Source organism: Clostridium sp. OF09-36, assembly GCF_003481985.1.
Classification (GTDB): Bacteria; Bacillota; Clostridia; order Lachnospirales; family Lachnospiraceae; genus Brotaphodocola.
Genome location: NZ_QUMD01000005.1, coordinates 37,232 through 63,313, shown reverse-complemented (window position 1 = coordinate 63,313; position 26,082 = coordinate 37,232). Strand labels below are relative to the sequence as shown.

The window sequence follows — 26,082 nt, the reverse complement described above, 5'->3', positions numbered from 1 at the left end:
TTCTCCTTTACTAAATTTCTCCTTCTTTTACATACCAGTAAAGAAGCTCTACGGTATCAACCACATCGCGGACATCGCAGACTTCATAGGAATGTACATAACGCATCGGGATCTGGATGCCGCCGCTCTTAATGCCGCCGTTTAAGGTCTGCATAAAGCTTGCATCGGTAGCACCTGCCGCATAGGCCTCGATCTGGTAGGGGATTTCGTGGGTCTTTGCGATTTTTTTCATATCCCGGACAAGGTCCCGGTTTGCCAGGATACCGCCAACACCTGCGCTCAACTTATCCATCACCTTGATGGAGGTTCCCTTGCCCAGCTCGTTGATATACCGGCTCTCAGACACTCCCGGGATGTCGACTGCAAGGCTCATGTCCAGAGCCAGTGCAACATCCGGTTTTAAGCGGGTAGCTGCCGCAATGGCACCGCGGGCGCCAACCTCTTCCTGCGTAGAAAAAAGTCCGTAGATATCCGGGACATCGGTGTCGTCCTTTAAGAGTTTCAATACCTCCAGAAGGATAAATACCAGTGCCCGGTCATCCAGCGCCTTGGCTCCTACCCGGTGCTTTCCAAGAAAGATCACCGGATAGCAGATGGAAACTGCATTTCCTTCTTCAATTCCCATCTCATATACTTCCTCGCGGCTTTCCGCGCCCACTTCAATGTAAAACTCCTGTGCGGATTTCGGCATCTCCGAGCAGCGGTCCGGGCGTCCCGGATGCAGAGACTGCACGATACCGTCTACATGGCCGGTCTCTGTTTTAATGATCACGTGTTTGCCGAAAAACTGCTGCGGTGCAATGCCGCCCAGGGTTTCCACCCACAAAAATCCCTTGCTGTCAATGTGACGGATGATCAGTCCGATCTCGTCCATATGGGCCGCAATAAGAATGCTTCCTTTTTTAGTACCTTTTTTATAGGCAATCAGGTTTCCCATCACATCATCGGAAAGCTTCACATCGCAATCTGACAGCTCTTTTCTCAAAAGATCAGCGACCTCATCCTCGAACCCGGAAGGTCCCACTGCATCACACAGCGGTCCGATCAGGGCACGAAAATCCGCCTCGATCTGATTTCTGTCCAATTTCATGTCGTTTCTTCTCCTTGCATCATTCTATTTCTGCGCATGCTCCATTTCATCATAGCACGCTGATACGAAGAATCAAATGCTTCGAAATTCATTTTTTCTCCGATCTTCGGGATACTGCTTAACAAAAGCTTCGTGTAGTCGTGCTTCGGATTCGCAAAGATCTCGTCTCTGGTTCCTTCCTCCACCACGCGGCCCCGGTACATAACCATGACGCGGTCTGCAATGTGCTTGACCACGCCCAGGTCGTGGGAAATAAAAATATAGGAGATGTTCAGCTTCTGCTGGAGCTCCTTCAACAGGTTGATGATCTTCGCCTGCACAGACACATCCAGCGCAGATACCGGCTCATCGCAGATGATGATCTCCGGCTTTAAGATGATCGCCCTCGCAATGCCGATACGCTGGCGCTGGCCGCCGGAAAACTCATGCGGATAGCGGTCTGCGAAATCCCTGTTCAGGCCAACCATTTCCATGGTATCGAGGATCAGCTTTTCCCGCTCCTCTTCCGTTTTATAGCAGTGCTCGATGTCGGCCGGTTCCCCGATGATGTCCCGCACCGTCATACGCGGGTTTAAGGAGCTGTACGGATCCTGGAAGATCATCTTGATATTTTTTCTGGCTTTCTTTAATTCCTCGCCCTTCAGCTTTAAAAAGTCCTGCCCGTTTAAAATGACCTCGCCGGAGGTCGGCTCTGTCACCCGGATCAGGGATTTTACGGTCGTGGATTTACCGCAGCCGCTCTCGCCTACGATCGCAAGCGTCTCGCCGCGGTGCAGCTCAAAGCTGACGCCGTCTACGGATTTCACATATTCCTTTTCCCCGAACAGGCCTTTTCTTCCTACCATATAGTATTTCTTTAAGTTCTTTACCTGGAGAATCGTTTCACTCATACCTGCGCTCCTCCTTTTTCGTCTTTCTGCTCCGCGCCCTGGGCAGCAGATCCGGCATTCCTGTCATCATGCTGCACGGCCTGGTCTTTTTCAGACACGTCCTGCTCTTTTTCAGATTCAGAAGCCTCATACTGGAAGCAGCGCACCAGATGCCCCTCGGTTTCTACCAGGCCCGGTCTCTCGGCATGGCAGCGCTCAGTTGCAAATGCACAGCGCGGAAAGAAAATGCAGCCCTTCGGAAGCTCATACAGCATCGGGACATTGCCCGGAATGCTGCGCAGCGTATCCTTCTGCTCATCCAGACGCGGGATTGCGGCCTGCAGTCCCTGGGTGTAAGGATGCTTCGGCTCGGAAAAGATTTTTTCAGCATCTGCGTATTCTACCAGCTGACCGGCATACATGACGGCCACCCGGTCTGCCATCTGGGAAATAACGCCCATATCATGGCTGATGAAAATAACGGAAGTTCCGGTTTCCTTCTGCAAGCGGCGGATCAGTCCCAAAATCTGGGCCTGTACCGTCACATCCAGCGCCGTGGTCGGCTCGTCACAGATCAGAAGCTGCGGACGGCAGATCAATGCCATGGCGATCATGATACGCTGGCGCATACCGCCGGAAAGCTGGGCCGGCACTTCGGAAAATACCTTTTCCGCTCTTGCGATGCCGACAGAACGGATCATGGAAAGTGCCCGCTCCTTCGCCTCTGCTTTTGATACTTTTTCGTGGGAAGTAATGGTCTCCATGATCTGGCGTCCGCAGGTCATCAGCGGATTTAAGCTGGTCATCGGCTCCTGGAAGATCATGGAGATCCCGGTTCCGCGGATCTTACGCAGATCCCGCTTTTTCATGCCCACCAGTTCCTGTCCCCCGAAGCGGATGCTTCCTCCGGTCACCTTGCCCGGATGCGCCACAAGTCCCATGATCGCGGAAGCAAGCATACTCTTTCCGCAGCCGCTCTCGCCTACGATCCCCAGGGTTTCCCCTGCCTGTAAGCTGAGGCTTAAACGGTCGATGACCGGAAGCTCACCGCGGTCCGTAAACAGCCGCACATCCAGATCTTTAATTGTAAGAATGTTTTCGTTTTCCATGTCAGCTTCCTTTCTACTTGCGCATCTTCGGGTCAAGTACATCACGCAGTCCGTCTCCCAGTGTGTTGAAGGCGATCACGGTCAGGATGATGCACAGTCCCGGAAACAGGCTGTAATAGGTATTGGTACGGATAAAGGTCTGCGCACCGGAGATCATGGAGCCCCAGCTGGCAGTCGGGCTCGGAACACCAAGTCCCAGATAGCTTAAGCTTGCCTCCGTCAGAATCGCAGACGGGATTCCCAGGGTACAGGAAACGATCAGCATCGGAATACAGTTTGGAAACAGATGCTTTAAGATGATGCGCAGGCTGCTTCCTCCATCAATGCGGCAGGCCTGAATGTATTCCTGCTCCTTTAACTGCAGCACGGTACCACGAATCAGTCTTGCGGTATTCGCCCAAGATAAGAAGCCCAGCGTCAGATACAGATTCAGGATGCCGGAGCCAAGCGCGTACATAAGCGCCATCGCAAACAGCAGGGCTGGGAAGCTGGAAAATACCTGGATCAGGAACGAGATCACATCGTCCACCTTTTTGCCAAAATAACCCGCACAGACACCCATGAAATAACCGATCACGGACGCGATCAGCTGGGAAATGATGCCGACACTTAAGGATACCCGGCAGCCGTAAAGGCAGCGGGTTAAGATATCGCGGCCGAATTCATCGGTTCCGAACAGGTGCTCGGAGCTTGGAAACAAAAGCTTGTCCGCCAGAACCTGTTTATTCGGATCATAAGGGGTTAACACAGGGGCAAACACAGCCGATACCGCTAAGAACACCAGGATAAACAGGGACAGTACTGCCATCTTGTTTTTCCAGAAGCGCTTTAAGCTCTCGGAATAATAATTCTTCTTTTTCATCCGCTATTCTCCTTTCGTCAGGCGGATATTCGGATTGATCACCGCATACAAAATGTCTACGATAAAATAGATCAGCACGCAAATCGCTGCCACATAAATGACTCCGCCTTGCACCAGCGGAATATCACGCCGGTGGATGGCATCGATCAGAAGCTTTCCGATTCCAGGAATGTTGAACACATTCTCTGTGATCATGGAACCGGTCAGAAGCGCACCGATATCGGTACCGATCACGGTGATGATCGGCACCAGCGCATTCTGGAAAATATGGATCAGGATAATGCGCCAGGAATATAAGCCCTTCGCATATGCCGTCTTAACAAAGTCCTGTCCGGTCACCTCCAGCATGCTGGAACGGGTGATGCGTGCAATGGATGCCGCATAGCGCACACCCAGGGCTGCAGACGGCAGTACATAGCCGATCGGGCTCTTTACCCCTGACACCGGGAAAATATCAAAGCGCAGTCCCACATAAATCTGGAGAATGATCGCCACCCAGAAAGACGGTGCGGAAATTCCCAGTGCAGAAAGGCTCATGAGAATGCGGTCAAGTGGACGGTCATGGTAAACTGCTGCCAGGATACCGGTGGTCAGACCCACGATCAGCGCCACAATATAAGCGGCAGTTGCATGATGACCGTATAGTGGAATGCCTGCAGAATCAGGGTAATGACCGGTTTTTTCTGGAAATAGCTGGTTCCCATATCTCCGTGCAGAAGGTCTTTCAGCCAGTTGATATACTGAACCGGAAGCGGAGTGTCAAGTCCCATCTGGGCCTTCACCTGGGCAATCTTGTCCGCATCCGCGAACTCACCCAGCATAGCCGCTACCGGGTCTCCCGGGATTACATTCAGGATAAAGAATGTGATCAGGGAGATGGAAAAAATGATGCCGACAGCCAGGGCCGCCCGCTTAATAATGTATCGGATCAAGCGATCTCCTCCTTTTTATGAATCATCGAAGCAAAAAGGGAGCCCGGCAAGCCGGACTCCCGCGCCGGAGCGCTTTTGGTTACTGGTTCTGTGCTGCAGTATCGATATCTGCGTTCCAGAAATGATAGATCAGGTTGCCAACCTTATAGTTCTTCACATACGGTTTTGCGATGAACTGGCTCTGCGGATAGTACAGCGGGATACATGCGTAGTCATCCTGGGACAGGATCTTGTCTGCCTCTTTGTACATCTCTGCACGCGCATCCTCATCGGTGGATTTTCTTGCATCATCCAGCAGCTTGTCGAACTCGTCGTTGTGATAGAAGACACCCTGTGCATCGGACTTGCTGGAGTAGAAGTAGTTGTACATCTGGAAATCGCCGTCCGGATACAGGGCGTTCCAGGTCATACCAGTTAACGGGATCTTGCCAGCGGTTCTGTCAGAGTTGTAGGTTGCATTATCAACCACGTTCAGTTCCATGTTGATGCCAACCTCTGCCAGATAACCCTGGATCGCAGAGTATACAGCCTGGTCGGACTGGCGTACCTCAGAGGTAATGGTAATGCCGTCTGCATAACCAGCCTCAGCCAGAAGCTCTTTTGCCTTCTCCGGGTTGTACTCGTAAACAGAGAGGGAATCGTCATGTCCCGGAATACCATTGTTTAAGTAAGAGGTTGCCGGAATACCAGCGCCGTTTAACACAGCATCTACCAGCTCTTCACGGTTGATCGCAAGGGAAATGGCTTTTCTTACGTTTACATCGCTTAAGTACTGGTCATTTAAGTTCATGGAGATGAATGCAGTTCCCAGCGGGTAGTAAGCGGTGATCTCGTCTGCATAGTTTGCCTGATACTGGCTTAACAGGCTTGCATTTAAGTCTGCCAGGTCAATATCGCCGTTCTCGTATGCGATCAGCTTGGTCTGGTCATCGTCATAGAAAATGAACTGCAGTTCGTCTAAGTTTACCTCGCCGCCATGGTAATCTTCATTTTTCACCAGAACAACCTGAGTCGTATCATCGTTTTCTTCGATCTTGTACGGGCCGGTACCAATCAGGTCGGTTCCAAGTCCCCAGTTCTCACCAGCTGCGGTACATGCATCCTCCGGGAAGATATCTGCGTAAGAAGTACCGATATTCTTTACAAACGGAGCAAATGGATACTCCAGGGTGATATTGAAATGATAATCGTCCACGATCTCAAAACCAGAAAGCTCTGTTGCGCTTCCAGCCAGCATATCCTGTGCACCCTGGATCATATTGAAGTATGCGGTGCTCTTTGCTGCGGTAGACGGGGTAAACATACGCTCAAACGTAAATTTTACGTCCTTGCTGGTCAGCTCGGTGCCGTTGGTGAAGTGTACACCCTGCTTTAACTCAAAGCTGTAGGTCAGTCCATCGTCAGAAACGGACGGGAAATCGGTTAACAGGACCGGCTCCTCGTTGTTGTCATCGTCGAAACGAAGCAGGCTCTCAGTTACTTCATCTGCGATCGCTGCTGATCTGGAACTGGTAGATTTCTGCATGTCCAGGCCCTCGCCGGAGTTTGCCTGGCCATAGCGCAGAACCTTTCTTGCGCCGTCTTCCCCAGCGGTCTGGGCGCTGCTCTCTGCTGCAGAATCAGTCTGGTCTGCTGCCTTTGTGCTCTCGGAAGCCCCGCCGCCGCAGCCGCTTAATGCCAGCGCTGCAACTCCGGCAGATACCAGAGCAGTTAAAAATTTCTTCTTCATCACTTTTCTCCTATCTCTTTTATGGGTTTTATAAAAAGAAAAAACCGGAACCTCCCGGAGATCCGGGGAATTCCGGTTGCTTACGGAGATAGAGAGATTTGAACTCTCGCGCCGGTTGCCCGACCTACCGCATTTCGAGTGCGGACCCTTCAGCCACTTGGGTATATCTCCATTTGTTTCTGACACTGCATCACTGCACCTCAGTAACTTTTGTAGTATACACGAAAAATGGCGGATTGTAAATATCTCCGTTCTTATTTCCCCTTATTTTTTTAATTTCCAAAATATTGGTCCACGCCTGCCACAAGTCCGTTTCCAAGCTGGTCCAGCGTTGCTGCGGAATGGTCGGAAGCACCGTCCCCCAGCTCAATATCGATGGACGGAACCGTAGAATACGAAGTCTGGGTCAGGTCCATCTCCATACTGCCGCCGGAAAAGATCTTTACACCGGCACTTTTCAGACCGGCAACCAGGCTCTCGCCCAGTGCGTTGTGCTGTTTCCAGTGTGATGCCACCGGCTCCATGGCACGGTAGGAGGCCACATTCGGCACGCTCATGTAAAATGCGCCTTTGTTGCTCTTCGTGGAATCCCAGTGAAGGGCAATGTGGCAGTCTGCCAGATTGTTCGCCAGGACCGTGCGGGCTACATTGTCTAACTGGACATCATCGCTCTCGCGGATCATTAAGACATCGTACCCTTTTGCCAGAAGCTTATCCTTCAATACCTTGGCCATGGCCAGGGTCACCTTCGCCTCCGGGGTTCCATCCGCAAAAGTCATGCCGCCGGATACTGCCACCGCCGTGGTCGCACCGGCACTTGTGGTGCCGCTGGTCACCTTCGGGGTTCCGTCCGGGTGGCACTGGGTCTTCACACTGCTGCCGCCGCTCGTTCCGTGTCCTGCATTGACGCAAACCACTTTATTCTTGCGGGAAGCAGATTCGGAGCGGTACAGCACCGCTTTTCCGCTGTTGATCTTAGACAGGGAAGCATATTTCCAATCCATGTTCAGCCCCACTTCACCGGCATTCTGAACGGATGCTGCAGATCTGGAAGAAGCTGCGGAATCAGAAGACATTGCCGAACCAGAATTTCCTGCCGGCTGTGCCAAAGCAGCAGACTGTTCTTCTGGCTGCTCTGTACTCAGATAAGCAGATGCGGCATAACAGGTCTTACCCTGATATTCCACCTGACTCCAGTTTCCATTGTCACCGGTCCTTTTCAGCTGTGTTCCGTTTACCGGTGCTGCCACAACCTCTGCCCCCGGCTCCGGAGCAACACGCAGGTTCAATGTGGTTGCTTTTACATACACAGTCTCATTCCGTGCTTCCATGGAAGGGGCAGACTCTGTAGTCAGTTCTGTTTTATTCACGCTGACCTCTGCCTGCTGTTTTTCGCTTTCGGATCCACCGTTCTGTGCAATCTTCTCATTGACTGCTCCATCTGCCTGCTGGTCTTTGCCTTCTGTCTGGCTCTTTCCGCCCGCCTGCTGGTTTTCCCCGTCCGCTTTCTGTTTTTCCCCGGCAGACTCCGGTGCTTCTGCCGCATTTCCCGGTACTTCCACTTTCTCATATTTTGACTGGCAGCCCGCTGTCATCAAAGCCACTGCTGCTGCCATGGCAAATACAAATGTTTTCTTTCTCATCGGATGATCGTTCCTCCGCCTACTACATAATCGCCATCATAGAATACCACTGCCTGCCCCGGTGTCACGGCACGGACCGGTTCTGAGAAATGGCACTGTACCAGATCCTCTCCGATCTCCTCGATGACACAGGGAGCGCCTTTGTGACTGTAGCGGATCTTGGCACTGACCTCCATCGGCTCACCGTGCAGACCGTCGATCGCCATCCAGTTTAACTTGTTGCAGACCAGCGTATCGGTAAACACATCGTTTGCCCCGCCGATGACGACCTCATTCGTCTCCGGGCGGATCTCCGTTACAAATACCGGATGTCCCATAGCAAGGTTTAAGCCCTTTCTCTGGCCGATCGTGTAATGGGTGATGCCTCATGACGGCCGATCACAGTGCCGTCTGACGTCACAAAATTGCCCGGTCCCGGCACGTTCTCTGCTTCGCGCTCAATAAATCCCGCATAGTCATTATCTGGGATAAAACAGATTTCCTGGCTGTCTGCCTTGTGCGCCACCTGTAAGCCAATATCCTCAGCGATCTTACGGATCTGGTCCTTGGTGTACTCGCCCACCGGCATCAGCGTATGGGAAAGCTGGTCCTGCGTTAAATTGTACAGGGCGTAAGTCTGGTCCTTTGCCGCGGTTGCCGACTTTTTCAGCGCATAGCGGCCGTTTGGCAGCTGCTCCACTCTCGCGTAATGACCGGTCGCAATGTAGTCCGCACCGATATCAAGACTTCTCTTTAACAGGGACTCCCACTTGACATAGCGGTTGCAGGCGATGCAGGGGTTCGGAGTCCGTCCGCATAAATACTCGCCCACAAAATAGTCCATGACATTGTCCTTGAACTCTTTTTTAAAGTTCATGACATAATAGGGGATCTCTAACTGCCATGCCACGCGTCTTGCGTCATCAACGGCAGAAAGACCACAACAGCCTCCGTTTTCCTGCTGCGCGGTCTCTTCCTCATCCTGCCAGATCTGCATGGTAACGCCAATCACATCGTACCCCTGCTGTTTTAAAAGCCAGGCGGCAACCGATGAATCGACGCCGCCTGACATTCCTACTACTACTTTCTTTTTGTTTTCTGCCTGGATCAATATTCTTCGTCCTCTTCGCCTTCGCTGATATCGTTCTTCGGCTTCTCTAATCCTTCGATCTTGATGCCGTTCTTCTCAGCATAATCCCACAGAGCTGCATGAATGGCTTCCTCTGCCAGTAAAGAACAGTGTACCTTAACCGGCGGAAGTCCGTCCAGAGCCTCCATAACGGCCTTGTTGGTTACTTCCAGTGCTTCCTGGATAGTTTTTCCTTTTACCATCTCGGTTGCCATGCTGCTGGTTGCTACTGCAGCGCCGCAACCGAAGGTTTTGAACTTACAGTCACGGATCACGCCATTGTCGTCGATATCTAAGTAAATTCTCATGATATCGCCGCACTTTGCGTTGCCGACGGTGCCGACACCGCTGGCATTCTCAATCTCGCCTACATTTCTCGGATGCTGGAAATGATCCATTACTTTATCTGAATACATATGTTTTATCTCCTTTTCTAAGGCCGGACCAGGGTTCTTATGGTCACGGCCTTTTTGTCTGGCTAATACGTTTATTTCTAAGACAGGCCTTTATTTATTTTGCCTGGTGCTTTACGAAATCCTCATACAGCGGGGACATGCTGCGCAGTCTGCTTACGATTGCCTTTAAGCTCTCTACGGTGTAATCGATATCCTCTTTGGTGGTCTCCTCGCTTAAGGTTAAGCGCAGGGAACCGTGAGCGATCTCGTGAGGAAGTCCGATGGCTAAAAGCACATGGGACGGATCCAGGGAACCGGAGGTACATGCGGAACCGCTGGAACCGCAGATGCCCTTATCGTCCAGCATGATCAGCATGGACTCACCCTCGATAAACTGGAAGGAGAAGTTTGCGTTGTTCGGAAGACGGTTCTCACGGCCGCCGTTGATGCGTGCATATGGGATCTCCGCAATGACACGGTCCATCAGGTAATCACGCAGCTCACTCTCGTACTTGGAACGCTCTTCCATGTTTGCTGCAGCGATCTCAGCTGCCTTGCCAAAGCCTACGATACCCGGAACGTTCTCGGTACCTGCACGACGTTTGCGCTCCTGTGCACCGCCATGGATGAAGGAACGGATCTTCACACCGGTACGGATGTAGAGGAAACCGATTCCCTTCGGTCCGTTGATCTTGTGGCCGCTGGCACTCATCATGTCGATGTTTAACTCGTCAACATTGATCGGCACATGTCCGTATGCCTGAACCGCATCGGTGTGGAACAGGATACCGTGCTCTTTTGCGATCTGACCGATCTCTTTGATCGGCTGGATGGTTCCGATCTCGTTGTTTGCGAACATAACAGAAATGAGGATGGTGGTCGGGCGGATGGCCTTCTTTAACTCATCCAGCTTTAATACACCGTTCTCGTCTACATCGATGTAAGTAACCTCATAGCCGTGCTGCTCCAGCCACTCACAGGTGTGCAGGATTGCATGATGCTCGATCTTGCTGGTGATGATGTGGTTGCCTTTGCTCTTGTATGCCTCTGCGGTTGCCTTTAATGCCCAGTTGTCGGACTCGCTGCCGCCGCCGGTGAAATACAGCTCGTTGGTCTTCGCACCGATTGATTTTGCGATTGCCTCACGGCCTGCTGCGACTGCCTTCTTCGGCTCGTCGGAGAAGCTGTAGATTGAGGACGGGTTTCCGTAAAATTCGGTAAAATACGGAAGCATAGCCTCTACGACTTCCGGTCTGGTCTTGGTTGTTGCCGCATTATCCAAATAGATTGTTTTCTTCATTATATAAATCCACCTTTCTGGAAAATATACATAAAATTCCAGCTGGGAGCTATGCCAGCCAGCATGTCTTTATGACAGGCTTATTATAGTATTTATTTCATAGTATTTCAATAGGAATTGATGAATTTATGAAAATTTTTCTCGATTTTCCGAAAAAGTACAATCCGATTCCCGGCTTTTCTCTTTATCTATGATATAATCTACTATATAATATGTTCTTTCACAAGGAGGGTTTTTATGAATTATCCGGAAATCCGTTATTTAGAGCGTCTCGCGGACCTGTATCCCACGATCGCAGCCGCTTCTACCGAAGTCATCAACATGGAGGCAATCTTAAACCTGCCAAAAGGAACGGAACATTTTCTGACCGATATCCACGGGGAGGACGAAGCTTTCGCCCATGTGCTGAAGAACGGTTCCGGATCCGTGCGCCGCAAGGTCAATGAGGTATTTGGAAATACCCTGTCCCACAAGGACAAACGGACCCTTGCCACACTGATCTACTACCCAAGGGAAAAAATGGACCAGATCTTAAAGGTCACGGAAGACAAAGATGAGTGGTTCCGCATCACCCTGTACCGCCTGATCGAGATCTGCAAGCGGGCTGCCAGCAAGTATACCCGTTCCAAGGTCCGCAAGGCTATGCCACCGGATTTCGCCTACATTCTGGAGGAGCTGATCACTGAAAAAGATGACAGCGTGGACAAGGCCTCCTATTACAATGCGATCGTCAACACGATCATTCATGTCGCGCGGCCGGGAATGCATCATTGCCATGAGCCAGCTGATCCAGCGTCTGGTCATTGACCACTTACATATCGTGGGCGATATCTTCGACCGTGGCCCGGGTCCGCACAAGATCATGGACAAGCTCATGAGCTACCATTCCGTAGATATCCAGTGGGGCAATCACGACGTCTTGTGGATGGGCGCTGCCGCTGGCCAGCCTGGCTGCATTGCCAATGTCATCCGTATCTGTGCCCGCTACGGAAATCTGGACATCTTAGAGGATGGCTACGGCATCAACCTGCTGCCGCTTGCCACCTTTGCCTTAAACACCTACAGCGATGACCCGTGTACCTGCTTTAAGTTAAAAGGCTCCAACGAGTTAAACCAGTACGAGGTAGAGGTCAACTTAAAAATGCACAAGGCCATCTCCATCATCCAGTTCAAGGCAGAGGGACAGCTCATTAAGGCGCATCCGGAATACCACATGGAGCACCGCAACCTGCTGCACCGCATCGACTACGAGCACGGCACCATCACCCTGGACATGCCGGATGAAAAGGGTAACCTGACTCCGCACACCTACACCCTGTTAGACAACAACTTCCCGACCATCGACCCGAAGGATCCATACGCTTACACCCCGATCGAGGCTGATATCATGGATCGTTTAAGCAAGGCATTCTTAAACTGTGAAAAGCTCCAGCAGCATGTCAGATTCCTGCTGGCTAAGGGAAGTCTCTACAAGATCTACAACGGGAACCTGCTCTACCATGGCTGCATCCCGTTAAATCCAGACGGAACCTTCCAGGAGGTAGAGATCAACGGCTCCTACTTCCACGGCAGGGCACTCTACGACGTTCTGGAAAGCTATATCCGCAAGGCTTTCATGGGTGTTTCCGATCGCGAAAAACGCCTTGGACGCGACATCATGTGGTACATCTGGCTGAATAAGGATTCACCTCTCTTCGGTAAAGATAAGATGGCTACCTTTGAGCGCTACTTCCTGGCAGAAAAAGAGACCCACGCGGAAAAGAAGAATCCGTACTACAAATATCTGGAAAATGAAACCGTGGTGAACCACATTCTGACCGAATTCGGTCTTCCGGAGACCGGCAGCCACATCATCAACGGTCATGTTCCGGTCCGCTCGAAAAACGGCGAGAGCCCGGTCAAATGCGGCGGCAAGATCCTGGTCATCGACGGCGGCTTCTCTAAGGCATACCAGAAAGAGACCGGCATTGCCGGATATACCTTAACCTACAACTCCTATGGTCTGATCTTGTCTGCCTTAGAGCCGTTTGAATCTACGGAAGCAGCCATTGAGCGCGAGATTGACATTCATTCCGACAGCGTCATCGTCCGCCATGCAGACCGCAGAAAGCTGGTAGGCGATACCGACACCGGTGCCGTGCTCCGCGAAAAGATTGCAGATCTGGAGCAGCTTCTCATGGCTTACCACAGCGGACTTCTGGTTGAGCGGTATGTAAAAAACTAAACGAACCCCGACCGGATCCCCGGTTCTGATCCGATCTTCCAAAAAGGCAGCCCCGTTCCCGGTTCTGATTATCGCAGGACTTACATATCCTGTAATAAGATTTCCGGCCGGGGGCTGCTTTTATGTCTTTTTATTCCGGTCTTTCCGAAAAAAAACGCGCCTTTCTCACCGGCACCCTGCTGCTTACCGCAGCAGGGTTTCTTTGCCGGCTTCTGGGCTTTTTCTACCGTATTTTTTTATCCCGCACCATCGGTGCCGAAGGACTCGGCATCTACAACATGGTTCATCCCGTCTACGGGATCTGCTTTGCGCTTTGCGGCGGCGCGATCCAGACTGCGCTTTCCCAGTACATAGCTGCCCACGAAGAAAAAGGACACCGCGTGTTTCGCACCGGCCTGTGTGTTTCCATGCTGTTATCCGGGCTTCTTGCCTTTCTGATCTGCCGCTATCCGGACTGGATTGCGGAGCGCATCCTCATGGAGCCGCGCTGCAGCCCGTATCTTCCCGTCATGGGACTTTCCTTGCCCTTCGCTTCCTTCCATGCCTGCGCCAACGGCTACTGCTACGGCGCCCAGAAATCGAAAGTACCGGCATTTTCGCAGGTTGCAGAGCAGATTGTCCGGATGACTCTCGTTTTTCTGATCGCCACAGAGCGCACCGCGACCGGTCAGGAGATCACCGTGCGCCTGGCTGTTTACGGGCATCTGATCGGTGAGATTGGGGCTGCTTCCTTTAATTTTTTGTGTCTGCTGCTGTTTCCACCGCAGGCAGGGACACGAAAAAACTCCGATTCCGTGTTTCCAGCTCCGGTACAGGCAGCTCCTGACGCATCCCAGTCTGCACCTTTGGCAGACAAAACGTCCTCCTGCTTCACAGCTTCACCTCCGGCACAGGATACCGCTCCGTTTTCCGCTTCCTGCTTTCTCCCTCTCATGGCACTGGCCCTGCCGCTAATGGGAAACCGCCTGGTTCTAAACCTGCTGGCCGGAGCCGAAGCAGTCTGGATTCCTAACCGTCTCCAGCAATACGGACTAAGTGATGCCGGGGCATTTTCTGTTTACGGCGTCCTGACCGGCATGGCCCTGCCCTTTATCCTCTTTCCCTCTGCCATCACCAATTCCATTGCCGTGCTCCTTCTTCCCAGCGTGGCAAAGGACCAGGCAGAAGGGCGGACAAAAAGCATCGCCCAGAGTGTAGCCATGGCCCTGCGCTACAGTCTCTATATGGGCATCCTCTGCATTGGGATCTTTGTGCTGTTTGGCGTTCCGCTCGGCGACAGCGTCTTTAAAAATGAGGACGCAGGACGCTATATGCAGATTCTTGCCTGGCTGTGCCCCTTCCTCTACCTCGCAACGACCATGGGCAGCATTTTAAACGGACTCGGCTGTACACGCATTACCTTTCTGCAGAACACAGCATCCATGCTCCTGCGCCTCTTCTTTGTACTGGCTGCGATCCCGCGTTTTGGAATCTATGGCTATCTCTGCGGAATGCTCGCCAGTGAACTGTTTCTGGCGCTGATGCACCTGTACTCCCTGAAAAAGCGGGTAGCCTTTACCTGGAGCGCCTGGGACATGATCTTAAAACCGGCTCTTTTGTTATTTCTGGCAACCGGCATCCATTATGCCCTGTCCGGCCTGCTGCCGGAAACTGCCGGGAGTATGCCGCTCTTTATCAAGACCGCACTCCAGATTCTGCTGCTCTCATTCTGCTACGGATTTTTGCTGCTCTACGCACATATTTTAAGGCGGTGAAACGACATTATCGCACAGTAAGTCCGAAAGCCCCCGCCCCGCCAATTTAGTGATGGTTGCAGTTTTTTTCGTACGCAGCGGAGCCAAAAAAGTAGGGCGTGTATGAGTCTGACTTCTGAAATTTTCAGCATATCAGTTGTTTCGCCTCTTGAGGACACATGTCCGATTGCAGCGGATGTAAATCCGATGCAGGCGAACATGTGTCAGCGAAAGCAAGCGAACAACGATATGTGAAAATGGAGGAAGTCAGACTCGTATACGCCCGGACCTTCTATTTGTTACTGTGCGATATTGTTTAATTCGGCGATTCCGTTTTTTTGGCAGCCGCCTTCTTCTGCTCCTGCTTTTCCCGCTTCTTTTGCTGGTCCAGCTCCTGCTTCTTCTGCGCTTCTTTCTCCGCATGCTCGCTTTCCAGCTGCTCCTGGCGCTGCTGCTTGATGCGGCGGAAATAGGAGCTCATCTCGTCTGCCATACCGGCCAGACGGTTTAACAGCGTGGAGAAATCGGAAAGCATTTCATCGTCCTGATAATACGGATACACAATATCGTGATCGATCTCGCTCCAGCCCTCCTCGAACAGGGTTCTGCCCTGGATTTCCACATAGTAACCCTTGTATTTGATGATATAGTGCAGGGAACGATAAATGCCGTCCGATTTGATGTCGATCAGTTTTTTATCGTAAATGCGGGTATCGCCGGTTCTGCGGTAGACCTTCGGCCGTTCTGCGATGTAGTAATGGTCCGGGTCATCATCGAAGTCCAGAAGCCGGTCCTCAATATAATTGGCCGGATCATTCTCAAATACCGAAGTAATGTAATTATGAAAATAGATCCAGTCCTCCCGGTAAAGGAAGAAGACACGGATTCCGATCAGATCCGTCATATATTTATAGTAGTTCTTCCGGTTGATATATTTGTACTGGTCCGGCTGCTCGCTCTTTTTGCGGATGATCTTCTCCAGCAGATGCCCTGCCTTTTTGGTCCGATAGCGGTAAGAGTGAATCCCTGCTTTCTCAATGTCATACAGATAATCGTTAACGAAATCCTTGCCGATCTTCTTTAACTGCGGCTCAATGCGGCAGTAGCTGTCGTAAATGGAATTCAGCTCTTCCCACTTCATCCCTGTCTTTTTCAGGGTTTCTTTTTCAATGTTATATTCTTTCAAAAAATCTTTTTTCTTGATCATAGATTCTCCTGATGTCGTTCCTGTGTTGCTATATTTTCAAGCAGTGTCCGGCAGACGCGCCCCAGTGGAAGCCCGACCACATTATTATAGTCTCCCCGGATTCCTTCTACCCAGACCGCAAAACGTCCCTGAATCCCGTAGGCCCCGGCCTTATCCATAGATTCCCCGGTTCTGACATATGCTTTGATCTGCTCCATTGTCATCGGGCAGACATGTACATCGGTCTTTTCCGCAAAGGTTATGGTTTTCCACTGCTCGCTTGGATTTTCTCCCGGTTTTCCACAAAATACCAGGGTCACGCCTGTGTATACCTGGTGGATTTTCCCCTGAAAGGATGAGATCATGTGGATGGCATCTGCCTCATCCTTCGGTTTTCCGAGGATGTTTCCGTCAAATGCCACCACAGTGTCCGCGCCAATCACCACAGCATTCTCACCGGTATGTCTGAAAGCAATGTCTTCTGCTTTCTGCCTGGAAAGCTCCATCACGACCTCATCCGGCTTTGTGCTGCGGATCACCTCCGTGACATGGCTCGGCTCTACCACCGGCTCTATGCCCGCCTGACGCAAAAGCTCCAGGCGGCGCGGGGATGCCGATGCCAGGATCACAGCCGGGTAACAGTTCTCCATCTGTGTTTTCATATTGTTTTTGTCTCCTCGTATTATATAGTCATAGCCATTCTTTACCTTTTCTATAGGTTAGGCTATTCTTATTAAGATACTGTGGATTGGTTTTTTGCTCCTACCACTTGATGGTTGTAAATAGGCTCCAACCACAGTCTCTTTGTTCATTTGTTAATCAGTCAGATACCGCATGACGGTTTATTTAGAACGAGGTTACAATCGCAAGGAGTCCTGCCTGCATCTGACTTGATGACCAGGCATATCCTTGCTCCTTTTTCACCTGCTCAGTCTGTTCCTGGATCACCCTGCATGCCAGATCCGCAGATTCAAAATAACGTTTCCGGCTTTCATAAAGCTCTTTAAACTCCTGGTCTCCCATTGTATAAAATCCCATGTTCAGGCAGTCTGCGGTATCCTGCATCTCCTGGCGCAAAAATGCAAACGCTGACAGCTTCTTCATATCCAGGATCGTCTGCACACTCGCCTGACGTGCCTGAAACTGTGCAAACTGTGCTGCCTGGTCTGCCTTTTCGAGACGTTTCTCCAGATTCTTGCCGCCCGTCTTTCCCTGTACTCCCCTAATGTGGTACCAGAGATATTCATCCAGCGGCCCGTCCAGTTCTTCCCACATTACTCTCCTGCTGCGTAGCCTGGTAGTCGGTAACCAGACTCTCTGCTCCCAGTTTTTTCGCCAGACTGACCGCAGCATCCAGAAGCATCGTGCCTGCTCCCTGTTTCCGGAATGAGCGTTCCACCCAGAGCCACAAAAGCTTTACATCCGCCCCTGTTTTTTCCAGAACTGTTTCTCCAGCCAGTACCCCGTTGTCTGCCTCACATCCAAGCAGACGGACTGGCTGGAAACGGAAACGCTTTGGAATCAGTTTCCAAAGCGCTTCTTTCTTTTCCCCTTGATCCAGAAACACTCTCATCGGCATATCCTCCTCCATCTCGTTTTCAGTGATACTTTGGAAACACATCTGCTTTCCAAACGATATCACATGAAATCTTCCCTTTCGAAAATTCCTGCCGGTGAACCGTTACCGTTACTCTTCATCGGTTGTCAGAATGTAATCGGTTGTCTGGTATACATAGAAGTTCAGCCAGTTTGCATACAGGGTATTCGAGGCATTTCTCCAGGACAGGACCGGAATATTGAACGGGTCATTGTCCTCATAATAGTTGCATGGAAGTTCCGGATGCAGTCCTTTTTTTAAATCACGATGATATTCGTTGTTTAAGGTCATACGGTCATATTCCGGATGCCCCTGCACAAAGATCTGGCTTCCGGTATTGTTAAGTACCAGGAAAATACCGGCCTCCGGGGACTCTGCCGCAATCGTCAGCTCCGGATGTTTTTCTATGTCTTTCCGGCGCACCTCAGTATAGCGGGAATGCGGCGCCATAACGTAATCGTCCATGCTGCGGACTAACGGGATCTTGCGGTTTAAGATCTTGTGCCGGTAGATTCCTGCTAATTTCTTTTCTCTTTTGTATTTCGGAATACCGTAATGGTAATATAAACCTGCCTGCGCTCCCCAGCAGATATGAAGGGTGGAATGCACGTGGGTCTTGCTCCACTCCATGATCTTCGTCAGCTCGTCCCAGTAATTGACTTCCTCAAACTCCATATTTTCTACCGGTGCCCCGGTGATGATCATACCATCAAATTTCTGACGGCGGATCTCATCGAACGCCACATAGAATTTATTCAGATGACTGGCCGAGGTATTCTTGGAAACGTGCGTGGAAAGCATCAAAAAGGTGCAGTCCACCTGCAGGGGTGTATTGGAAAGTGCCCGAAGAAGCTGGGTTTCCGTATCCTCCTTGATCGGCATCAGGTTTAAGATCAGGATCTGAAGCGGACGGATATCCTGACTCATCGCACGGTTCTCGTCCATCACGAATATATTTTCCGATTCCAGAATGGCTCTGGCCGGCAGATCATTTTGTACTTTAATCGGCATTATTTTCTTCCCCCATCATGTTCAGGAAATCCTGCTCGGAAATGATCGGAATTCCCAGTTCTTTTGCTTTTTTATTTTTTGACGAATTCGAAGTCACATCATTGTTGATCAGATACGTAGTCTTTGCGGTGACCGAACCGGTCGCTTTTCCGCCGCGTGCCTCAATGGCCGCCTGCAGTTCCTTCCGGTTTGCAAAATGCTCTACCGTTCCGGTGATGACAAAAGTCATCCCCGCAAATATCGCTGCCTCTGTATTTTCCGAAACTTTCTCTATGGTAAGCTCTGCAAGCAGATCATCCACCAGCTTTGCGTTTTTCTCAGATGCGAAGTATGCGATCCACGCATCGGCTAAAACTGCGCCGATTCCATCAATCGCAGTCAGTTCTTCCTCCGTGGCATGGCGCATCCGTTCGAAATCATAGTCGAAAGACCGGCACAGCATCTTCGCATTCGCCAGCCCAATGCCTGCCACACCAATGCCGTAAACCACACGGACCAGATTGGTGTGGGAAGCCTTTTTCACGGCTGCCATCAGATTCTCGTAGGACTTTTCGCCAAAGCCCTCCATCGAAACAATCGCCTCACGATGGCGGTCCAGATGAAAGATATCGGCATAGCTGTGGATGAACCCAGCTGCAATGAACTTCTCCAGGGTTGCCTCGGAAAGGCCGTCAATGTTTAACGCGTCACGGCTCACCAGCAGAGAAAAACTCTTGATCTTCTTTGCCTGGCAGTCCGGATTCGTGCAATATAAGGATTTTACATCATTCATCTGGCGGATCTGGGTCTCGCCGCCGCAGACCGGGCAGATCTTCGGAATCACAATAGTTCCGCTGCGGGTTAAATTCTCGGCAATCTGCGGAATGATCATGTTCGCCTTGTATACCGTAATGGTATCACCTACCCCCAGCTCCATCGCTTCCATGATGCTGATGTTGTGGACGCTGGCCCGGCTTACCGTGGTCCCCTCAAGTTCCACCGGATCAAAAATCGCCACCGGGTTGATCAGACCGGTCCGGGATGCACTCCATTCAATCTCCCGAAGCGTGGTCTCGCGGATTTCATCCGCCCATTTAAAAGCAATGGAATTGCGCGGGAATTTTGCTGTGCGGCCAAGCGCATCGCCGTAGGCAATGTCATCCATCAGAAGTACCAGACCGTCAGAGGGGATATCATAGCTCTGGATTGCCTCGGCAAATTCTGCCACTGCATCCGGCAGTGTGGCAGCCGTCACTTCCTTGTATTCCACCACATCAAAGCCCTGTGTCTTCAGCCACTCGAACTGCTCTTTGCGGGAATTGTGGAAACGACCATGATCTGTTCCATCGTCCACAATTGCATCCACGCCATCTGCATTTGCTGCATCTGGTGCCTGCGTATCCGCCGGATTTACCGCCCGCACCAGCATGAATGCCTCAAAATTCACATTCCGCTTCGCCGTGATCTCATTGTTTAACTGACGCACAGAGCCGCTGCATAAGTTTCTCGGATTCTTGTACTTCGCATCCACATCCTCGATTTCTTCATTGATGCGTGCAAAGTCCGAATATTTGATGATTGCCTCCCCGCGAAGGAGCAGCTGTCCCTGATACGGGATCCGAAGCGGCACATTGGAAAATACCTTCGCATTGTTGGTGATGACCTCACCGATCTCGCCATTGCCGCGAGTGACTGCTTTCACCAGCTCACCGCCCTCATATGTCAGAACAATGGTCAGACCATCCAGCTTCCAGGATAAAAGTCCCTTCTGGGTTCCCAGCCACTCCTGAAGAACCGGAACTTCTTTTGTCTTATCCAAAGAAAGCATCGGTGCCTCGTGCGCCTCCTTCGGAAGTTCGCTCAATACTTCATAACCTACCTTCTGGGTCGGGCTTCCGGCCAATACCATGCCGGTTTCCTTTTCCAGCTTTAGCAGTTCATCGTACAGCCGGTCATATTCAAAATTGCTCATGATCTCACGGCTCTCCTGGTAATATGCCCTGGATGCCGCCAAAAGCTGCCGGTGCAGCTCCTTCATACGCGTGATCTTATCGTCATTCTTTCTTTGATCCATTCTCGTCACCTGCCATTTTTCCTGTCATGTCTTCGGTCTGTCATCTTTCCGCCAGCATTTTCATCGGGCGTTGTTCTATTCTGTCTTCGTCGCTGTTCGTCACGCATGCGTGTCCGGCAACAACTCGTCTTCTACTCGTCTCTGCCTTCCAGAAGTTCCTCACGCTCCAGACGCGCCTGCTCCAACTGCCATTCCAGTTCTTCCATCTCCTGCGGCGTTACCCGGCGGAAATCCCCAGTATTTAATTTGCCCAGATGAATGTTCATGATACGGATCCGCTTTAAAGTCACCACACGATAGCCGAGCTCCGCGCACATGCGGCGGATCTGACGGTTTAATCCCTGTGTCAGGATGATCTTAAACGATTTCATGCCGGTTGCTTCCACCTGACATGGTCTTGTGGTCACTCCAAGCTCCTTTAATTCCACACCCTCACGCATCTTCTTTAAAAATGCGGCATTGAACGGCTGATCTACCGTGACCAGATACTCTTTCTCATGGAAATTGCCTGCATGCATGATCTCGTTAGCCAGTTCTCCCTGATTCGTCATAAGGAGAAGTCCCTCGGAATCCTTATCCAGACGTCCCACCGGATACACACGCGCCGGATACTGGATCAGGTCCACAACGTTCACCGCACGGTCCTTGTCGGAAGTGGTGCATACCACTCCGCGCGGCTTATTTACAACCAGAAGCACCGGTTTTACTTTTTTGCCGCCCGCCGCCTTTCCAACCGGCTTTCCATCACAGACGATCACTTCCTGACCTGTTACTTTTTCTCCCATCTGGCTTTCCGGCCGTCGATGGTCACCTTTCCTGCCTCGATCAGGCGGTCTGCCTCACGGCGGGAGCAGATTCCCTGCTCACTCAAATATTTGTTTAAACGGATTTCTTCCATGTTTGCTTCCTTTCCGGTCACTGTTCACGCGTTGCCCAAACAGTGTACAGTAACCCTTTCCGTACCTTCTGCACAGGTTTCTTTGCATGCACAGGCTTTTTCAATCCCTTTTTTGCACAGGTCTCTTTTATCATGTACCTGCTCCTTTTATAAGCCGAAAATGGCTATCCCCAAACCATGGAGATAGCCTGTATTGCTTCCCCGCGTCCTTAGTCGTGGATAAACATGGCATCCCCGAACCTTTAGGAATGTAGCCGAAATGTTACATTTGTCAGTATATCATATATATAGGAAGTAATCCAGTTCTTTTTTTCTGTACTATTCCTCATAAATAAATCCGTTGTCTGTAAGGTATATGTATCCGTATGGTTCCGCTATGCATCCATCCGTATCCAGTTTCCCATATACGGCACAAGCATAATATGAGCCGGCATGAACTATCCCGGTGCCATCTCCACATTTAATTACGAACCATCTGTATCCGCTGTTCCTCACAACCTCTTCGGCGAACGCTCTGTACTCCTCCTCTGATATTCCCTTTAAGGTGTCTTTGTCAACCTCAATGTATGCCATCAAGCTATCGCCTACTATTTTGGATTGCAACTCTGCATCAATCAGTGGATTCCCTGTTTCATTTTTCCCCGGTATGATAACGCTTTCCGGAACTTCCTGCGCACTTTCTTGAGTTTTTGAATCGCTTTCCTGGGTTTTGCATACATTTTCTTCGATTTTGATAACATTTTTTGTATTTTCCTGCGTGATTCCATATTTCTGCGCTATCATCTGTTTTCTTTTTTCGGCACTATTCTTGCTTATAGCAAAGGCGGCACATACAAGTACCGCCACAATTACAAGAACCGCCATTGCTCTTGCTTTCTTCATTCTCTCTGCTCCTTTTAAGCTAATATTTTGTAATTTTGGATATGTGATACCCGGAACAAACACGTTTTGCATACTCCATAATCATCTGTCAAGAAGTAATAGTTCTTCGGCAAATACAGGTTCGGGTCGTTCCGATATCGTTCATCTCCCGATTTTCTTAAATATCCCTCGTATTCTGCTCCGTCGAATAGTCTGACCTTTATTCTTCGTCCCAGGTTTTCTTCCAGTGCCTTTCTATTCATCCTGCGCCTCCTGTATTGTTTCTCCTCTGGCATACGCATTGAAAGCATCCTCAAGCCCTATTTTTTTCTATCACAACCATCAGACCATATGTAAGTTTTACTAAATCGAACGCTTTTATATTCAACAGTTCTACGCTTAAATCGTCACTGCCGTTTTTCAGGTCTACACAGCATCCTTGCTGAATTTCTTTCGTGCTCCCATCGTCATACGTTACCGTAATCCCTGCAACTTCCTTGTCTTTTTCCTTGATTGTATAATCGTCCATCGTTATTCCTCCTGCCTATTTATTCTTTTATTTTTTTCGGTAAACTTTTTTCCTACGCTCCCTGCCTCTCTTGCACTTTATCGGGCAATCAGGCATTCGCCTTTTGTCAGCCTCCCCGGTATCTAGCCGAACTTCACTTCCGGTTATATAGCATCCAGCAAATTCTACATCCGCCATTGGAGCCGTCCAAAAAGGACACCATGTGCATGATTCAGGCAGATGCTCCGCCTTAATTTTGAAACCGAATTTTTCATAATTTGCAAGCATTGATATTTCTCCTCATAATTCTAATTGAACGGTAAGCCGGTATCATCATCTGGGACGCTCATAAAACCATCGCCATTCGGAGTTGGCATCTGACCGGTTCCCTGTGCTTCGCTACTTCCTTTGCTCTCTGCGAACTCCTGCTCCTCCACTGTTATTTCAGTGGTATATATTTTCTGACCATCCTTGTTTGTATAACTTCCTGTTGTGATTCTTCCAGAAATAACAACTTTTGTTCCTTTTCTGAAATACTTCTCGGCAAACTCCGCCTGTTTTCCAAACACTACGCAAGGGATGAAATCTGCTGTTTGTTCTCCCTCTCTTTTGAATTTTCTGTCTACCGCAATAGTGTATCTTGCTACTGCTGTATTGTTCCCCTGCGAATATCTAACTTCCGGGTCGCGCGTAAGGCGGCCTATCTCGATTGCTTTATTCATTTTTAGCCTCTCTTTCTTTTACCAGCAACTAACTGATGCACCATATTTCCGAGCCAGCTTGCGGTATAACCTTTAGTACCCCCCCCGATTGTAATATAGGCTGTTCTTCTGCTGTTCATCTTTACATCTACAGGACTACCGCAAGTAAAGCATTTATAAGTAAATTCCGCAGTATTCATATTTGTCATGTACTTAAATTCATTGCCACACTTGCATTTCGTATAAAGCGGTTTAAGGTTTACCAGTTCCGTTTCTTTGCCACATTCACATTTATAGGACTTGATTTTTTCTTTTGCACAGAATCCTTTTTCCTTTCCGCATTTATCGCATTTGATATACAGGAACCCTTTGTATCCGTCAGGATGTTCCATATCCTGCGGCTCTTCGGTTTTCTCTGGTTCTTTCTTCCATCCAGTACCAAACAGGCTGTCATTCCGGCTGTGAGGCTTTTCCTGCATTCTTTTCACAAATTCTTGTGCTGTGATACTTTCCTTGATTTCCTCTTCCTTTTCAGCTTTGATACCAGTATTATCCTCAACACCGTCAATCGCTTTGATTTTATTATGGAATCTCATGGCGTTATTAAGAAGTGACATTGTATCCGCATCGTCCATCTGAAATGTATTTTCTCCATATCCACTAATAATTTTAACTTCCATCTTTTTTCTCCTTACTGTCTGTTTTTCTGCAAATCGTAAATAATTCCATTTACCGTATCAACCCACCGTTCCAGTTCTTTCCAGTCTTTCTGTTCCCCTGCAAAAGGTCCAAGGAGCAGTAGCCTCTCAGATGCAGATAATCCACTCGACTTAAACTTCTTTTCATTTTTCAGCAAATACTCTTCACATTTTCTGTAAGTCTCCTCATCAAATGGCTTTCTTTCATGCTCATATGCACTGTATTCAGCCGGACTGCAACCGGCAATCTTTGACATTTCCATCATCGATATTTTTGCGTCTTTCCGTAATGCTGCTATGTACCCTGCGTACATTCTTTTTCGGCTGTTCAGATTCTGGATTCTGAATCTTTCCTGCATGGCTTTTGTTTCTGTAGCCTTAATCAGTTGCCGTACTTCGCATTTCTCATTCTCGCAATCATGTACAAAGCCGCTTTTTCCGTTTTCTCCATCCCAAAACCCGACAACGTGTTTGGTCGGTTCATTGCATCTTTCACATTTTGTATTTAACAGCATTTCCTAGTCCTCCCTCGGCTTATTCAAAACATCCAGATGCTTTATCAAGCATTGCACGCATCCTATCTGCTGAAATCCTGGTTTGCATACCATTTCCACCGGTATAGGGCAACTATGAGCATTTGAGATAATGTATTCTGCAAGAGCTTTTTCTCCGGCTTTCGCCTTTTTCAATCTCTTGTCCGCCGCATCCAGGCGATTATCTACATGACCTATGAAATCTACCATTATCCGCATGGTTTCTTTGCAATATTCTTCGTTGATTCGGTATTCCTCATGTGTGAAATCATGCAGGAATAGGTCTATTCGCCGTTTCAACTCATTTTTATTTTTTATATCCATCTTTTCTGTGCCTCCTGTATTTTACAGAACACTTGCGGCAGCAATATTTCTTTCCTGGAATATCCGTCTGAAATATCTTCCTGCAATACAAGCACTTTCTTTCCTCCATCTTCTAGCCTCCACTCATATCGAATAGGTCAAATAACGTAAGCTGTCCGGTAGGCAGTACCTTTTCTTTGGGAATCTCTTTCAGGTATTCCTCAATCTGTTTGCGACAATATTTAAAACTGTCCTGGTATCTTTCCGGGCGTTCGTGCCGCCTCATTCCGACATAATCATTCCCATTGATAAAACTCTGCAATCCTGTAATATATCCCATGACCGCACCGATATGGCACTGTTCTTTTTGCCTTTCGTTCAACTTCCCAAGATTCTGCATGATAAAAATATAATTTTCATCTGCCTTATAAACCAAGAGAGAGCTTTTAGCATTTTCCCTGATTTCATCCATCCTCGCCATATAATAATTGTCTACCTGCGGCGGTGTTTCTCTGAAATATTCTTTCGGGTAGTCCTTTTCTTCCAACTCCTCCTGGCACTTCCGCTTGTCATATATGATATGGTTCCGCACAATGTTCATGTTGAAGCCATCTTCATATAATGGGTCGCTGCCTCCATGCGTGTTGAGATATTCCCATCTTTGAAAATCTTTCTGCAAATTTTCCTGCAATTCCTCTGCTCTCGTCCTTTTCTTCGCCATTCTGCGCCTCTTTTCTAT

The 26,082-nt window shown here is 49.6% G+C and carries 27 protein-coding genes, 1 tRNA gene and 2 pseudogenes; 2 read left to right on the top strand and 28 right to left on the bottom strand.

Features of this window, described 5'->3' with window-relative positions:
• Window positions 1–10 precede the first annotated feature (10 nt).
• The 12 genes and pseudogenes from DXA97_RS05860 to nifS form a co-directional block, all read right to left on the bottom strand.
• Complete coding sequence (locus DXA97_RS05860; protein ID WP_118718893.1) at window positions 11–1,090, bottom strand: M20/M25/M40 family metallo-hydrolase; 1,080 nt, start codon at window positions 1,088–1,090, stop codon at window positions 11–13.
• Window positions 1,087–1,980, bottom strand: coding sequence for an ATP-binding cassette domain-containing protein (locus DXA97_RS05855; protein WP_118718892.1), 894 nt, complete (start codon window positions 1,978–1,980; stop codon window positions 1,087–1,089). Before DXA97_RS05855 ends, DXA97_RS05860 begins: the two co-directional genes overlap by 4 nt.
• The gene (locus DXA97_RS05850; RefSeq protein ID WP_118718891.1) at window positions 1,977–3,068 is read right to left on the bottom strand and encodes an ABC transporter ATP-binding protein; all 1,092 of its coding nucleotides are present in this window, start codon (window positions 3,066–3,068) and stop codon (window positions 1,977–1,979) included. The genes DXA97_RS05855 and DXA97_RS05850 overlap by 4 nt, the downstream gene beginning before the upstream one ends.
• Window positions 3,069–3,081: 13 nt before the next feature.
• On the bottom strand, window positions 3,082–3,930 hold the full coding sequence (locus DXA97_RS05845) for an ABC transporter permease (protein ID WP_118718890.1): 849 nt from the start codon (window positions 3,928–3,930) through the stop codon (window positions 3,082–3,084).
• 3 nt (window positions 3,931–3,933) lie between these two features.
• A complete protein-coding gene (locus DXA97_RS05840) occupies window positions 3,934–4,542 on the bottom strand; it encodes an ABC transporter permease (protein ID WP_243107571.1) in 609 nt (202 codons plus the stop codon).
• Window positions 4,533–4,862 (bottom strand): ABC transporter permease, encoded by a 330-nt coding sequence (locus tag DXA97_RS20755; RefSeq protein ID WP_243107570.1) that lies wholly within the window; start codon window positions 4,860–4,862, stop codon window positions 4,533–4,535. The genes DXA97_RS05840 and DXA97_RS20755 overlap by 10 nt, the downstream gene beginning before the upstream one ends.
• Before the next feature lie 79 nt (window positions 4,863–4,941).
• Window positions 4,942–6,591, bottom strand: a complete 1,650-nt coding sequence (locus DXA97_RS05835) for an ABC transporter substrate-binding protein (RefSeq protein ID WP_118718889.1) — start codon at window positions 6,589–6,591, stop codon at window positions 4,942–4,944.
• Between the two features lie 83 nt (window positions 6,592–6,674).
• Window positions 6,675–6,762, bottom strand: a tRNA-Ser gene (locus DXA97_RS05830).
• 101 nt (window positions 6,763–6,863) lie between these two features.
• The gene (locus tag DXA97_RS05825; protein ID WP_182436811.1) at window positions 6,864–8,234 is read right to left on the bottom strand and encodes an N-acetylmuramoyl-L-alanine amidase; all 1,371 of its coding nucleotides are present in this window, start codon (window positions 8,232–8,234) and stop codon (window positions 6,864–6,866) included.
• Window positions 8,231–9,285: pseudogene (gene mnmA, locus DXA97_RS05820) on the bottom strand (tRNA 2-thiouridine(34) synthase MnmA). Before mnmA ends, DXA97_RS05825 begins: the two are co-directional and overlap by 4 nt.
• 35 nt (window positions 9,286–9,320) lie before the next feature.
• Window positions 9,321–9,758: a Fe-S cluster assembly scaffold protein NifU gene (gene nifU, locus DXA97_RS05815; RefSeq protein ID WP_118706253.1), complete on the bottom strand. Its 438-nt coding sequence runs from the start codon at window positions 9,756–9,758 to the stop codon at window positions 9,321–9,323.
• A 94-nt stretch (window positions 9,759–9,852) separates the two neighbouring features.
• Window positions 9,853–11,037 (bottom strand): cysteine desulfurase NifS, encoded by a 1,185-nt coding sequence (gene nifS, locus DXA97_RS05810; RefSeq protein ID WP_118541822.1) that lies wholly within the window; start codon window positions 11,035–11,037, stop codon window positions 9,853–9,855.
• A gap of 237 nt (window positions 11,038–11,274) precedes the next feature.
• On the opposite strand from nifS, the pseudogene DXA97_RS05805 reads away from it, so the two are divergent.
• Window positions 11,275–13,261: pseudogene (locus DXA97_RS05805) on the top strand (fructose-1,6-bisphosphatase).
• Window positions 13,262–13,383: 122 nt separating this feature from the next.
• Window positions 13,384–15,015 carry an oligosaccharide flippase family protein gene (locus DXA97_RS05800; RefSeq protein ID WP_118718888.1) on the top strand — a complete coding sequence of 544 codons (1,632 nt, stop codon included), beginning with the start codon at window positions 13,384–13,386 and terminating at the stop codon, window positions 15,013–15,015.
• Between the two features lie 295 nt (window positions 15,016–15,310).
• On the opposite strand, the gene DXA97_RS05795 is transcribed toward DXA97_RS05800, so the two are convergent.
• From DXA97_RS05795 to DXA97_RS05720, 16 genes are all read right to left on the bottom strand, one after another.
• Complete coding sequence (locus DXA97_RS05795) at window positions 15,311–16,201, bottom strand: GTP pyrophosphokinase (RefSeq protein WP_118718887.1); 891 nt, start codon at window positions 16,199–16,201, stop codon at window positions 15,311–15,313.
• Entirely contained in the window at window positions 16,198–16,842 is a 645-nt protein-coding gene (locus DXA97_RS05790) for a Maf family protein (RefSeq protein ID WP_243107569.1), read from the bottom strand. The genes DXA97_RS05795 and DXA97_RS05790 overlap by 4 nt, the downstream gene beginning before the upstream one ends.
• 184 nt (window positions 16,843–17,026) lie before the next feature.
• Complete coding sequence (locus tag DXA97_RS05785; RefSeq protein ID WP_118718886.1) at window positions 17,027–17,455, bottom strand: hypothetical protein; 429 nt, start codon at window positions 17,453–17,455, stop codon at window positions 17,027–17,029.
• A complete protein-coding gene (locus DXA97_RS05780; RefSeq protein WP_182436810.1) occupies window positions 17,424–17,753 on the bottom strand; it encodes a GNAT family N-acetyltransferase in 330 nt (109 codons plus the stop codon). The genes DXA97_RS05785 and DXA97_RS05780 overlap by 32 nt, the downstream gene beginning before the upstream one ends.
• Before the next feature lie 114 nt (window positions 17,754–17,867).
• Complete coding sequence (gene metA, locus DXA97_RS05775) at window positions 17,868–18,788, bottom strand: homoserine O-succinyltransferase (RefSeq protein ID WP_118718884.1); 921 nt, start codon at window positions 18,786–18,788, stop codon at window positions 17,868–17,870.
• A complete protein-coding gene (gene ligA / locus DXA97_RS05770; RefSeq protein ID WP_118718883.1) occupies window positions 18,778–20,841 on the bottom strand; it encodes an NAD-dependent DNA ligase LigA in 2,064 nt (687 codons plus the stop codon). Before ligA ends, metA begins: the two co-directional genes overlap by 11 nt.
• A gap of 131 nt (window positions 20,842–20,972) precedes the next feature.
• Entirely contained in the window at window positions 20,973–21,626 is a 654-nt protein-coding gene (locus tag DXA97_RS05765; protein ID WP_347561476.1) for a pseudouridine synthase, read from the bottom strand.
• Window positions 21,611–21,739, bottom strand: coding sequence for a S4 domain-containing protein (locus tag DXA97_RS21950; protein WP_347561475.1), 129 nt, complete (start codon window positions 21,737–21,739; stop codon window positions 21,611–21,613). Before DXA97_RS21950 ends, DXA97_RS05765 begins: the two co-directional genes overlap by 16 nt.
• A 318-nt stretch (window positions 21,740–22,057) precedes the next feature.
• Entirely contained in the window at window positions 22,058–22,621 is a 564-nt protein-coding gene (locus DXA97_RS05760) for a hypothetical protein (RefSeq protein ID WP_118651805.1), read from the bottom strand.
• Window positions 22,622–22,913: 292 nt separating this feature from the next.
• Complete coding sequence (locus DXA97_RS05750; RefSeq protein WP_118718882.1) at window positions 22,914–23,129, bottom strand: hypothetical protein; 216 nt, start codon at window positions 23,127–23,129, stop codon at window positions 22,914–22,916.
• A 27-nt stretch (window positions 23,130–23,156) separates the two neighbouring features.
• A complete protein-coding gene (locus DXA97_RS05745) occupies window positions 23,157–23,396 on the bottom strand; it encodes a hypothetical protein (protein WP_118651811.1) in 240 nt (79 codons plus the stop codon).
• A gap of 20 nt (window positions 23,397–23,416) precedes the next feature.
• On the bottom strand, window positions 23,417–23,830 hold the full coding sequence (locus DXA97_RS05740; protein WP_118651813.1) for a single-stranded DNA-binding protein: 414 nt from the start codon (window positions 23,828–23,830) through the stop codon (window positions 23,417–23,419).
• Between the two features lie 2 nt (window positions 23,831–23,832).
• A complete protein-coding gene (locus DXA97_RS05735) occupies window positions 23,833–24,489 on the bottom strand; it encodes a hypothetical protein (RefSeq protein ID WP_118718881.1) in 657 nt (218 codons plus the stop codon).
• 11 nt (window positions 24,490–24,500) lie between these two features.
• Window positions 24,501–25,022 (bottom strand): helix-turn-helix transcriptional regulator, encoded by a 522-nt coding sequence (locus tag DXA97_RS05730; protein ID WP_118718880.1) that lies wholly within the window; start codon window positions 25,020–25,022, stop codon window positions 24,501–24,503.
• Between the two features lie 3 nt (window positions 25,023–25,025).
• Window positions 25,026–25,364, bottom strand: a complete 339-nt coding sequence (locus DXA97_RS05725; RefSeq protein WP_118651819.1) for a hypothetical protein — start codon at window positions 25,362–25,364, stop codon at window positions 25,026–25,028.
• 112 nt (window positions 25,365–25,476) lie between these two features.
• Window positions 25,477–26,064, bottom strand: a complete 588-nt coding sequence (locus DXA97_RS05720; RefSeq protein ID WP_118651821.1) for a hypothetical protein — start codon at window positions 26,062–26,064, stop codon at window positions 25,477–25,479.
• Between the last annotated feature and the right edge of the window lie 18 nt (window positions 26,065–26,082).